Annotated in this window: 5 protein-coding genes, 2 tRNA genes and 4 rRNA genes; 10 read left to right on the top strand and 1 reads right to left on the bottom strand. The window is 56.1% G+C overall.

Annotated elements, in window-relative coordinates; all coding sequences use genetic code 11:
- Positions 1-49: 49 nt before the first annotated feature.
- The 10 genes from GUC32_RS22400 (at position 50) to aceK (ending at position 11,940) form a co-directional block, all read left to right on the top strand.
- Positions 50-1,591 (top strand): 16S ribosomal RNA (locus GUC32_RS22400).
- 205 nt (positions 1,592-1,796) lie between these two features.
- A tRNA-Glu gene (locus tag GUC32_RS22395) sits at positions 1,797-1,872 on the top strand.
- A 234-nt stretch (positions 1,873-2,106) separates the two neighbouring features.
- Positions 2,107-5,014, top strand: a 23S ribosomal RNA gene (locus tag GUC32_RS22390).
- A 100-nt stretch (positions 5,015-5,114) separates the two neighbouring features.
- Positions 5,115-5,230, top strand: a 5S ribosomal RNA gene (rrf, locus tag GUC32_RS22385).
- Positions 5,231-5,244: 14 nt separating this feature from the next.
- Positions 5,245-5,320: transfer RNA gene (locus tag GUC32_RS22380), tRNA-Thr, on the top strand.
- Between the two features lie 46 nt (positions 5,321-5,366).
- Positions 5,367-5,482: ribosomal RNA gene (gene rrf / locus GUC32_RS22375) — 5S ribosomal RNA — on the top strand.
- The 16S, 23S and 5S rRNA genes sit together here with 2 tRNA genes alongside, the layout of an rRNA operon.
- Positions 5,483-5,864: 382 nt before the next feature.
- Positions 5,865-6,794 carry a homoserine O-succinyltransferase gene (gene metA, locus GUC32_RS22370; RefSeq protein WP_063988506.1) on the top strand — a complete coding sequence of 310 codons (930 nt, stop codon included), beginning with the start codon at positions 5,865-5,867 and terminating at the stop codon, positions 6,792-6,794.
- Between the two features lie 374 nt (positions 6,795-7,168).
- A complete protein-coding gene (aceB, locus tag GUC32_RS22365) occupies positions 7,169-8,767 on the top strand; it encodes a malate synthase A (protein WP_025304484.1) in 1,599 nt (532 codons plus the stop codon).
- A gap of 41 nt (positions 8,768-8,808) precedes the next feature.
- A complete protein-coding gene (gene aceA, locus GUC32_RS22360) occupies positions 8,809-10,116 on the top strand; it encodes an isocitrate lyase (RefSeq protein ID WP_025304483.1) in 1,308 nt (435 codons plus the stop codon).
- A gap of 69 nt (positions 10,117-10,185) precedes the next feature.
- On the top strand, positions 10,186-11,940 hold the full coding sequence (gene aceK / locus GUC32_RS22355) for a bifunctional isocitrate dehydrogenase kinase/phosphatase (protein WP_142591247.1): 1,755 nt from the start codon (positions 10,186-10,188) through the stop codon (positions 11,938-11,940).
- A 1-nt stretch (position 11,941) separates the two neighbouring features.
- Here the strand turns inward: aceK and GUC32_RS22350 are convergent, their stop codons facing one another.
- On the bottom strand, positions 11,942-12,583 hold the full coding sequence (locus GUC32_RS22350; RefSeq protein ID WP_049296301.1) for a bifunctional 4-hydroxy-2-oxoglutarate aldolase/2-dehydro-3-deoxy-phosphogluconate aldolase: 642 nt from the start codon (positions 12,581-12,583) through the stop codon (positions 11,942-11,944).
- Positions 12,584-12,604 lie beyond the last annotated feature (21 nt).

Raw genomic sequence — 12,604 nt, 5'->3', positions numbered from 1 at the left:
GCAGTAAATCTTTGAGCATCGCTTCTCGAGTGGAAGCAAATCAAGCTTTTAATTGAAGAGTTTGATCATGGCTCAGATTGAACGCTGGCGGCAGGCTTAACACATGCAAGTCGAGCGGTAGCACAAGAGAGCTTGCTCTCTGGGTGACGAGCGGCGGACGGGTGAGTAATGTCTGGGAAACTGCCTGATGGAGGGGGATAACTACTGGAAACGGTAGCTAATACCGCATAACGTCGCAAGACCAAAGAGGGGGACCTTCGGGCCTCTTGCCATCAGATGTGCCCAGATGGGATTAGCTAGTAGGTGGGGTAATGGCTCACCTAGGCGACGATCCCTAGCTGGTCTGAGAGGATGACCAGCCACACTGGAACTGAGACACGGTCCAGACTCCTACGGGAGGCAGCAGTGGGGAATATTGCACAATGGGCGCAAGCCTGATGCAGCCATGCCGCGTGTGTGAAGAAGGCCTTCGGGTTGTAAAGCACTTTCAGCGAGGAGGAAGGTGGTGAGCTTAATACGTTCATCAATTGACGTTACTCGCAGAAGAAGCACCGGCTAACTCCGTGCCAGCAGCCGCGGTAATACGGAGGGTGCAAGCGTTAATCGGAATTACTGGGCGTAAAGCGCACGCAGGCGGTTTGTTAAGTCAGATGTGAAATCCCCGGGCTCAACCTGGGAACTGCATTTGAAACTGGCAAGCTAGAGTCTCGTAGAGGGGGGTAGAATTCCAGGTGTAGCGGTGAAATGCGTAGAGATCTGGAGGAATACCGGTGGCGAAGGCGGCCCCCTGGACGAAGACTGACGCTCAGGTGCGAAAGCGTGGGGAGCAAACAGGATTAGATACCCTGGTAGTCCACGCTGTAAACGATGTCGATTTGGAGGTTGTGCCCTTGAGGCGTGGCTTCCGGAGCTAACGCGTTAAATCGACCGCCTGGGGAGTACGGCCGCAAGGTTAAAACTCAAATGAATTGACGGGGGCCCGCACAAGCGGTGGAGCATGTGGTTTAATTCGATGCAACGCGAAGAACCTTACCTACTCTTGACATCCAGAGAACTTAGCAGAGATGCTTTGGTGCCTTCGGGAACTCTGAGACAGGTGCTGCATGGCTGTCGTCAGCTCGTGTTGTGAAATGTTGGGTTAAGTCCCGCAACGAGCGCAACCCTTATCCTTTGTTGCCAGCGGTTCGGCCGGGAACTCAAAGGAGACTGCCAGTGATAAACTGGAGGAAGGTGGGGATGACGTCAAGTCATCATGGCCCTTACGAGTAGGGCTACACACGTGCTACAATGGCATATACAAAGAGAAGCGACCTCGCGAGAGCAAGCGGACCTCATAAAGTATGTCGTAGTCCGGATTGGAGTCTGCAACTCGACTCCATGAAGTCGGAATCGCTAGTAATCGTAGATCAGAATGCTACGGTGAATACGTTCCCGGGCCTTGTACACACCGCCCGTCACACCATGGGAGTGGGTTGCAAAAGAAGTAGGTAGCTTAACCTTCGGGAGGGCGCTTACCACTTTGTGATTCATGACTGGGGTGAAGTCGTAACAAGGTAACCGTAGGGGAACCTGCGGTTGGATCACCTCCTTACCTAAAGATATTGATTCGAGTGGCGTGCTCACACAGATTGTCTGATGAAAAGTAATGAGCAAACAAAACCTTGTGGTATAGGTAAGTGCCGGGAGATTTGTGACTGTCCAGTGCAGTGACAAACGACAATGGCGCTCGATTTTTCACGAAAAATCTCACCTTTACCCGAAATTATCGAATCGGTGATTCGATAAGTCAATTTCGGGTCCCCATCGTCTAGAGGCCTAGGACACTGCCCTTTCACGGCTGTAACAGGGGTTCGAATCCCCTTGGGGACGCCATTCCGATAATGAGTGAAAGACATTATCACCGGTTAGCGATAACCGAAAAAATCTTAAAGATGACTTGCGAGTCATGTTTAAGATATTGCTCTTTAACAATCTGGAACAAGCTGAAAATTGAAACATGACGGCTGAAATTTATCCCTCCGTAGATGTACTGGGATAAAGAGTAACCTGTCATAGAGTCTCTCAAATGTTTGCAGCACGAACGATGGAAACATCTTCGGGTTGTGAGGTTAAGTGACTAAGCGTACACGGTGGATGCCTAGGCAGTCAGAGGCGATGAAGGGCGTGCTAATCTGCGAAAAGCGTCGGTAAGGTGATATGAACCGTTATAACCGGCGATACCCGAATGGGGAAACCCAGTGTGTTTCGACACACTATCATGTCATGAATACATAGTGGCATGAGGCGAACCGGGGGAACTGAAACATCTAAGTACCCCGAGGAAAAGAAATCAACCGAGATTCCCCCAGTAGCGGCGAGCGAACGGGGAGGAGCCCAGAACCTGAATCGGCTTGTGTGTTAGTGGAAGCGTCTGGAAAGTCGCGCAGCAAAGGGTGATAGCCCCGTACACTAAAATGCACAGGTCGTGAGTTCGATGAGTAGGGCGGGACACGTGACATCCTGTCTGAATATGGGGGGACCATCCTCCAAGGCTAAATACTCCTGACTGACCGATAGTGAACCAGTACCGTGAGGGAAAGGCGAAAAGAACCCCGGCGAGGGGAGTGAAATAGAACCTGAAACCGTGTACGTACAAGCAGTGGGAGCACCTTCGTGGTGTGACTGCGTACCTTTTGTATAATGGGTCAGCGACTTATATTTTGTAGCAAGGTTAACCGTATAGGGGAGCCGTAGGGAAACCGAGTCTTAACTGGGCGAATAGTTGCAAGGTATAGACCCGAAACCCGGTGATCTAGCCATGGGCAGGTTGAAGGTTGGGTAACACTAACTGGAGGACCGAACCGACTAATGTTGAAAAATTAGCGGATGACTTGTGGCTGGGGGTGAAAGGCCAATCAAACCGGGAGATAGCTGGTTCTCCCCGAAAGCTATTTAGGTAGCGCCTCGTGAACTCATCTTCGGGGGTAGAGCACTGTTTCGGCTAGGGGGCCATCCCGGCTTACCAAACCGATGCAAACTCCGAATACCGAAGAATGTTATCACGGGAGACACACGGCGGGTGCTAACGTCCGTCGTGAAGAGGGAAACAACCCAGACCGCCAGCTAAGGTCCCAAAGTCATGGTTAAGTGGGAAACGATGTGGGAAGGCATAGACAGCCAGGATGTTGGCTTAGAAGCAGCCATCATTTAAAGAAAGCGTAATAGCTCACTGGTCGAGTCGGCCTGCGCGGAAGATGTAACGGGGCTAAACCATGCACCGAAGCTGCGGCAGCGACGCTTAGGCGTTGTTGGGTAGGGGAGCGTTCTGTAAGCCGTTGAAGGTGGCCTGTGAGGGTTGCTGGAGGTATCAGAAGTGCGAATGCTGACATAAGTAACGATAAAGCGGGTGAAAAGCCCGCTCGCCGGAAGACCAAGGGTTCCTGTCCAACGTTAATCGGGGCAGGGTGAGTCGACCCCTAAGGCGAGGCTGAAAAGCGTAGTCGATGGGAAACAGGTTAATATTCCTGTACTTGGTGTTACTGCGAAGGGGGGACGGAGAAGGCTAGGCTAGCCGGGCGACGGTTGTCCCGGTTTAAGCGTGTAGGGGGTGTGACCTGGTAAATCCGGTTGCATACTAACCCTGAGGCGTGATGACGATGCACTACGGTGCAGAAGTAGTTGATGCCCTGCTTCCAGGAAAATCCTCTAAGCATCAGGTAACATTAAATCGTACCCCAAACCGACACAGGTGGTCAGGTAGAGAATACCAAGGCGCTTGAGAGAACTCGGGTGAAGGAACTAGGCAAAATGGTGCCGTAACTTCGGGAGAAGGCACGCTGGCATGTAGGTGAAGTCCCTCGCGGATGGAGCTGAAGCCAGTCGAAGATACCAGCTGGCTGCAACTGTTTAATAAAAACACAGCACTGTGCAAACACGAAAGTGGACGTATACGGTGTGACGCCTGCCCGGTGCTGGAAGGTTAATTGATGGGGTCAGCCGCAAGGCGAAGCTCTTGATCGAAGCCCCAGTAAACGGCGGCCGTAACTATAACGGTCCTAAGGTAGCGAAATTCCTTGTCGGGTAAGTTCCGACCTGCACGAATGGCGTAATGATGGCCAGGCTGTCTCCACCCGAGACTCAGTGAAATTGAACTCGCTGTGAAGATGCAGTGTACCCGCGGCAAGACGGAAAGACCCCGTGAACCTTTACTATAGCTTGACACTGAACATTGAGCCTTGATGTGTAGGATAGGTGGGAGGCTTTGAAGCGTGGACGCCAGTCTGCGTGGAGCCATCCTTGAAATACCACCCTTTAATGTTTGATGTTCTAACTCGGCCCCATAATCTGGGGTGAGGACAGTGTCTGGTGGGTAGTTTGACTGGGGCGGTCTCCTCCCAAAGAGTAACGGAGGAGCACGAAGGTTAGCTAATCACGGTCGGACATCGTGAGGTTAGTGCAAAGGCATAAGCTAGCTTGACTGCGAGAGTGACGGCTCGAGCAGGTACGAAAGTAGGTCTTAGTGATCCGGTGGTTCTGAATGGAAGGGCCATCGCTCAACGGATAAAAGGTACTCCGGGGATAACAGGCTGATACCGCCCAAGAGTTCATATCGACGGCGGTGTTTGGCACCTCGATGTCGGCTCATCACATCCTGGGGCTGAAGTAGGTCCCAAGGGTATGGCTGTTCGCCATTTAAAGTGGTACGCGAGCTGGGTTTAGAACGTCGTGAGACAGTTCGGTCCCTATCTGCCGTGGGCGTTGGAAGATTGAGAGGGGTTGCTCCTAGTACGAGAGGACCGGAGTGAACGCACCACTGGTGTTCGGGTTGTCATGCCAATGGCATTGCCCGGTAGCTAAGTGCGGAAAAGATAAGCGCTGAAAGCATCTAAGCGCGAAACTTGCCTCAAGATGAGTCTTCCCTGGGCCTTTAAGGCCCCTGAAGGAACGTTTAAGACTAAGACGTTGATAGGCTGGGTGTGTAAGTGCAGCGATGCATTGAGCTAACCAGTACTAATGATCCGTGAGGCTTAACCTTACAACACCGAAGGTGTTTTTTAGAGAGATTTTCAGCGAAGTTCCGAGATTGGTTCTGATGGCTTCACGGAAGTGAGACGGTTGGAATGAAACAGAATTTGCCTGGCGGCAATAGCGCGGTGGTCCCACCTGACCCCATGCCGAACTCAGAAGTGAAACGCCGTAGCGCCGATGGTAGTGTGGGGTCTCCCCATGCGAGAGTAGGACACTGCCAGGCATCAAATTAAGCGTGCTGATATGGCTCAGTTGGTAGAGCGCACCCTTGGTAAGGGTGAGGTCCCCAGTTCGACTCTGGGTATCAGCACCACTTTATTTAAAGTGGGTTTAGAAGTTCGGCAGAAAAAAAGAATTTGCTTGGCGGCAATAGCGCGGTGGTCCCACCTGACCCCATGCCGAACTCAGAAGTGAAACGCCGTAGCGCCGATGGTAGTGTGGGGTCTCCCCATGCGAGAGTAGGACACTGCCAAGCATCAAATAAAACAACAAGCCTCATGCGAAAGCATGGGGCTTTTTGTTTTGTCTGTTATTTGGTGTTCTGCTCGAGCATGGGCATGCGAAAGGCCCGTCGGGAACGGGCCTTAACGCCGCTTGCGGCGGCCCCGCAGGGGAGAGTCTCAGGATGAGACGAATACTGTAGGACACTGCCAAGCACCAAATAAGCCAAGAGGCCATCCGAAAGGATGGCCTTTTTGCTTTCAGTACCTCTCATCCTCCCTGCCAAAGATCCTGACGCAGTTCGCGCAATGAAACATTTTCACCTTTCCGCTGAATGCTCGACAGCGACGGAAAAAAACGCTATCTTCGGGCATCTAGAAGTCTAAACGTATAAATGGATGTGTGAGGGTTAAGCAATGCCGATTCGTGTTCCTGATGAGTTACCTGCGGTCAATTTCTTGCGCGGTGAGAATGTCTTCGTGATGACATCCTCGCGGGCAAAAACACAGGAAATCAGGCCGCTGAAAGTGCTGATCCTTAACCTGATGCCAAAGAAGATCGAAACGGAAAACCAGTTTCTGCGCCTGCTTTCCAACTCGCCGCTGCAGATTGATATCCAGCTGCTGCGCATCGACAGCCGCGAATCGAAGAATACGCCGGCCGAGCATCTGAATAACTTCTACTGCGACTTCGAGGATATTCAGAATGAGAACTTCGATGGTTTGATCGTCACTGGCGCGCCGCTGGGGCTGGTCGATTTCTGCGATGTTGCCTACTGGCCGCAGATCGAACGGGTGATCGACTGGGCTAAGAACCACGTTACCTCCACGCTGTTCGTGTGCTGGGCGGTACAGGCGGCGTTGAATATTCTGTACGGCATTCCCAAGATGACGCGCGAGGTGAAGCTCTCCGGGGTTTATCCGCACCAAACGCTACAGCAGCATGCGTTGCTGACGCGCGGCTTCGACGAAAGCTTCCTGGCGCCGCATTCACGCTATGCCGATTTCCCGACCGAGGTGATTCGCCAATATACCGACCTGGACATCCTGGCCGAATCCGAGCAGGCCGGCGCCTACCTGTTCGCCAGCAGGGATAAGCGCCTGGCGTTCGTCACCGGCCATCCGGAATACGATACGTTGACCCTGGCAGGAGAGTATTGTCGCGACAACGAAGCTGGCCTCGATCCTGCCGTACCGCTCAACTATTTCCCCGATGACAACCCCGCACTGACACCGAAAGCCACCTGGCGCAGCCATGGCCACCTGCTGTTTTCCAATTGGCTCAACTATTACGTCTACCAGATCACGCCTTACGATCTGCGCCATATGAATCCGACGCTCGACTGATCTTTTCTGCCTGCCGGCGGCTGAATCGAGGCCGCCGCACTGCTCATCCTCTGCCCGATCCTCTTTTTACCCGTCAATTTTCCTAAAAAACCATTGCCTAACAAAGCGTTAGTCCGTCTTTGCAATTCTATTGGAACCGATTTCCTTACCTGTTGACCGTGTTATTTACCCTAACTAATTGATAATAAAGTGTTAATAAAATATTTAATAATAAAATGGAAATGGTTTTTGATTTTTATTTTTTGTTGAGTATTCTTAGAGCTATCGGGATGAGATCTGACCAGTTGAGGATCGTTTCATCCGCCCTGATCCACAGTGATTTCTGATGAAAATGCGCCGGTCGCGCGGGCGCAACGATGGGAAGGAGCAAGGTCATGACGCAACAGATAGCAGGCACGGAATTAAGGTTTACTCAGGGTTTCGCCGCAGCGGAGCGCCAGGTGTTAACGGATGAAGCGGTTGAATTCCTGGCGGACCTGGTGGGGAAATTCACGCCGCGGCGCAACGAGCTGCTGGCGGCGCGTGTCCGCTGGCAACAAAATATCGATCGCGGTGAACTGCCGGGATTTATTTCGGAAACCGCTTCCATTCGTGAAGGTGACTGGCAAATCCGCGGCATTCCGCAAGACCTGCGTGACCGCAGGGTCGAGATCACCGGGCCGGTCGAGCGCAAGATGGTGATCAATGCGCTGAACGCCAACGTAAAAGTGTTTATGGCGGACTTCGAAGACTCGCTGGCGCCAAGCTGGGACAAAGTCATTGACGGTCAAATCAACCTGCACGATGCGGTTAACGGCACCATCTCCTACACCAATGAAGCCGGCAAGATCTACCAGCTGAAACCGAATCCGGCGGTGTTGATCGCTCGCGTGCGCGGCTTGCACCTGCCGGAGAAACACGTCTTGTGGCGTGATGAAGCCATCCCCGGCGGCCTGTTCGATTTCGCGCTGTACTTCTACCACAACTATCGCCAGCTGTTGGCCAAGGGCAGCGGCCCGTATTTCTACCTGCCGAAAACCCAGTCCTGGGAGGAAGCGGCCTGGTGGAGCGATGTCTTCAGCTTTACCGAGGATCGTTTCGATCTGCCGCGCGGCACCATCAAGGCGACCGTGCTGATCGAAACCTTGCCGGCGGTGTTCCAGATGGACGAGATCCTGTATCACCTGCGCGATCACATCGTCGGTCTGAACTGCGGCCGTTGGGATTACATCTTCAGCTACATCAAAACGCTGAAGAACCACGGCGATCGCGTGCTGCCGGATCGTCAGTCGGTGACCATGGAAAAACCTTTCCTCAGCGCCTATTCGCGCCTGTTGATCAAAACCTGTCATAAGCGCGGCGCTTTCGCCATGGGCGGCATGGCGGCGTTTATCCCGAGCAAAGACGCCGAAAAAAACGCCTGGGTGCTGAACAAGGTACGGGCGGACAAAGAGCTGGAGGCCAACAATGGCCACGACGGCACCTGGGTGGCGCACCCGGGCTTGGCGGACACGGTGATGGAGGTGTTCGGCAACGCATTGGGCGATCGTCAAAACCAGCTGGACGTGCTGCGTGAGCAGGATGCGCCGATCAGCGCCGCACAGCTGCTGGAACCGTGCGACGGCGAACGCACCGAAGCAGGGATGCGCGCCAATATCCGCGTGGCGGTGCAGTACATTGAAGCCTGGATCTCCGGCAACGGCTGCGTGCCGATTTACGGTTTGATGGAGGATGCGGCGACGGCGGAGATCTCCCGCACGTCTATCTGGCAGTGGATCCACCACGAGAAGAGCCTGAACGACGGGCGCCCGGTCACCAAGGCGCTGTTCCGCCAGATGCTGCAAGAAGAGATGTTGGTGGTGCGTGAAGAAGTAGGGGAAGCGCGCTTTAACGCCGGCCGGTTCGAAGAGGCGGCGCGCCTGATGGAGCGCATCACCACGCAAGATGAATTAATCGATTTCCTGACGCTGCCCGGCTATGAGCTGCTGGCCTGAATTTTCCCAATCAACCCTACATGACTGAAAGGATAAAAATTATGTCTACCTCTCGCTCTCAACAGATCCAGCAGCTGGAACAGGAATGGAAATCGGCCCGTTGGGAAGGCATTACCCGCCCCTATAGCGCCGAAGACGTGATCAACCTGCGCGGTTCGGTCAACCCGGAATGCACCCTGGCGCAAAACGGCGCCGCCAAACTGTGGGCGTTGCTGAACGGCAAGGCGCGCAAAGGCTACGTGAACTGCCTGGGTGCGCTGACCGGCGGCCAGGCGCTGCAGCAGGCCAAAGCCGGCGTTGAGGCTATCTACCTGTCCGGCTGGCAGGTGGCGGCTGACGCCAACAGCGCGGCGGCCATGTACCCTGACCAGTCGCTGTATCCGGTGGACTCGGTGCCGAAGGTGGTCGAGCGCATCAACAACACCTTCCGCCGCGCCGATCAGATCCAATGGGCGAACCAGATTGAGCCGGGCAGCAAAGGCTACACCGATTACTTCCTGCCGATCGTCGCCGATGCGGAAGCCGGCTTCGGCGGCGTGTTGAACGCCTTTGAGCTGATGAAAGCGATGATTACCGCCGGCGCCGCCGGGGTGCACTTCGAAGATCAGCTGGCGGCGGTGAAGAAATGCGGCCATATGGGCGGCAAAGTGCTGGTGCCGACGCAAGAAGCGATCCAGAAACTGGTCGCCGCGCGCCTGGCGGCCGACGTGCTCGGCGTGCCGACGCTGGTGATCGCCCGTACCGACGCCGATGCGGCCGACCTGCTGACCTCTGACTGCGATCCGTATGACAGCGCCTTCGTCACTGGCGAGCGTACGGCGGAAGGCTTCTTCCGCACCCATGCCGGCGTCGAACAGGCGATTAGCCGCGGCCTGGCCTATGCCCCTTACGCCGATATGGTGTGGTGCGAAACCTCAACGCCGGATCTGGATGCCGCCCAGCGCTTCGCCGACGCCATCCACGCCAAATATCCAGGCAAGCTGTTGGCCTACAACTGCTCGCCATCGTTCAACTGGAAGAAGAACCTCGACGACCAGACCATCGCCCGCTTCCAGCAGGCGCTGTCGGACATGGGCTACAAGTATCAGTTCATCACGCTGGCGGGCATCCACAGCATGTGGTTCAACATGTTCGACCTGGCGCACGCCTATGCGCAGGGCGAGGGGATGAAACACTACGTCGAGAAGGTGCAGCAGGCGGAGTTCGCCGCGGTGGATCGCGGTTACACCTTCGCGTCGCACCAGCAGGAGGTGGGTACCGGCTACTTCGACAAGGTCACCACCGTCATTCAGGGCGGCGCCTCTTCGGTCACCGCGCTGACCGGTTCGACGGAAGAACAGCAGTTCTGATGCGGCAAGCTTGAAGACGTTTCACCCGGAGCCTGCATGCGCAGGCTTCTTTTTCTGGCGGGGGTAAGGATGGCGGCAAAACTGGAGTTGTTGATCGCACAGACGATCCTGCAGGGCTTCGATGCGCAGTACGGCCGCTTTCTGGAAGTGACCGCCGGCGCGCAGCAGCGCTTCGAGCAGGCGGACTGGCCGGCGGTGCAGCAGGCGATGAAAAAGCGCATCCATCTGTATGACCATCACGTCGGCCTGGTGGTGGAGCAGCTCAAATGCATCACCGGGCAGAAATACTTCGATGCCGACTTCCCCAGCCGGGTTAAAGCGGTTTATATCGACCTGCTGCCGGACTATCCGCGTTTCGAGATCGCCGAAAGCTTCTTTAACTCGGTCTATTGCCGGCTGTTCAAGCACCGCGATCTGACGCCGGACAAGCTGTTCGTCTTCAGTTCGCAGCCGGAACGGCGCTTTCGCGACATACCGCGTCCGCTGGCGCGCGATTTTACCCCCAATGGCGATCTGCCGGCGATGCTGCGCAGCGTGCTGAGCGATCTGCCGCTGCGGCTGCCGTGGGAGGACTTGGCGCGCGATATTCGCGACATCACTCAGGCGCTGCAACGCGCCTTCAGCGCACCGCAGCTGGCGGGCGCAACCTTCCAGATAGCCAACGAACTGTTCTATCGCAACAAGGCCGCCTGGCTGGTCGGCAAGCTGCGCCTGGCCGACGGTGTTTATCCGTTCTTGCTCCCGATCCACCACAGCGAGTCGGGCGCGCTGTTTATCGATGCCTGCCTGACCGGAAAGGCCGAGGCCAGCATTGTCTTCGGCTTCGCCCGCTCTTATTTCATGGTCTACGCGCCGCTGCCGGCGGCGATGGTGGAGTGGCTGCGCGAGATCCTGCCGGGCAAAACCACCGCCGAGCTGTACATGGCGATCGGCTGCCAGAAGCACGGTAAAACCGAATGCTATCGCGAATACCTGACCTTTATGGCGCAGTCGCAGGAGCAATTTATCATCGCGCCGGGGGTGAAGGGCATGGTGATGCTGGTGTTCACCCTGCCGTCCTTCGATCGGGTGTTTAAAGTGATCAAGGATGAGTTCGCCCCGCAAAAAGAGGTGACGCAGGCGCAGGTGATGGCTTGCTATCAGCTGGTGAAAGAGCACGATCGCGTCGGGCGCATGGCGGATACCCAGGAGTACGAAAATTTCGTCGTCGACAAGGCGCGTCTCAGCCCTGAGCTGTTGGCGGAGTTGCGGCGTGAAGTGCCGGGCAAGCTGGAAGATCTCGGCGATCGCATCGTGATCAAACATTTGTATATGGAACGGCGCATGACGCCGCTGAACCTGTATCTGGAGCAGGCCAACGACCAGCAGATGCGCGATGCGATTGAAGAGTACGGCAATGCGATCAAGCAGTTGGCCGCCGCCAATATCTTCCCCGGCGATATGCTGTTCAAGAACTTCGGCGTGACGCGCCACGGGCGGGTGGTGTTCTACGACTACGACGAGATTTGCTACATGACCGAGGTCAACTTCCGCGACATTCCGCCGCCGCGTTATCCGGAGGACGAGCTGGCCAGCGAGCCGTGGTACAGCATCGCGCCCAACGACGTGTTCCCGGAAGAGTTCCGCCACTTCCTGTGCGGCGATCGGCGCATTCGGCAGGTGTTTGAGGAGCTGCACAGCGATCTGTTTACCGCGGAGTATTGGCGCGGGTTGCAGCAGCGCATCCGCGAGGGGCATGTGGAAGACGTGTTCGCTTATCGCAAGAAGCAGCGGTTCAGCCAGCGCAGCGGGGCGGCGCTGCCGGCCGCCACCGCTGCGATGTAACTCAGGCCTGGGCGCCCGCGACGGCGGTGCGCGCCAGTTCGGTAATGCGCGCGTAGTCGCCGCTTTCGAGCGCATCCGCCGGCACCAGCCAGGAGCCGCCGATGCACAGCACGCTTTTCAGCGCCAGATAGCTGCGGTAATTGTCCGGCGAGATGCCGCCGGTCGGACAGAAACGCACCTGCGGGAACGGGCCGCCGATCGCCTGCAGCGCTTTTACGCCGCCGTTGGCTTCCGCCGGGAAGAATTTAAACTCGCGCAGGCCGTAATCCATGCCCTGCATCAGTTCGGAAACGGTGCTGATGCCCGGTATAAGGGGAATGGAACCGGCGGTGGCGGCTTTGAGCAGCTCGTCGGTCAGCCCCGGGCTGATGGCGAACTGCGCGCCGGCCTCGGTCACTTCCCGCAGCTGCTGCGGATTGATCACCGTACCGGCGCCGATGATCGCTTCCGGCACCTCTTGGGCGATGGCGCGAATGGCGTCCATGGCGCAGGCGGTGCGCAGCGTCACCTCCAGCACCCGCACGCCGCCGGCGACCAGCGCTTTCGCCAACGGCACCGCATGTTCCAGCTTGTTGATCACGATGACCGGCACCACCGGCCCCGCCGTCAGGATCTGCTCGGCGCTTGTTGTCCACTTGTTCATGCTGACGTTCTCCTATGTGGC

Origin of the sequence: Serratia sp. NGAS9 (assembly GCF_009905295.1) — a bacterium.
Classification (GTDB): Bacteria; Pseudomonadota; Gammaproteobacteria; order Enterobacterales; family Enterobacteriaceae; genus Serratia; species Serratia bockelmannii.
This window is presented reverse-complemented; position numbering and strand designations above follow the sequence as displayed.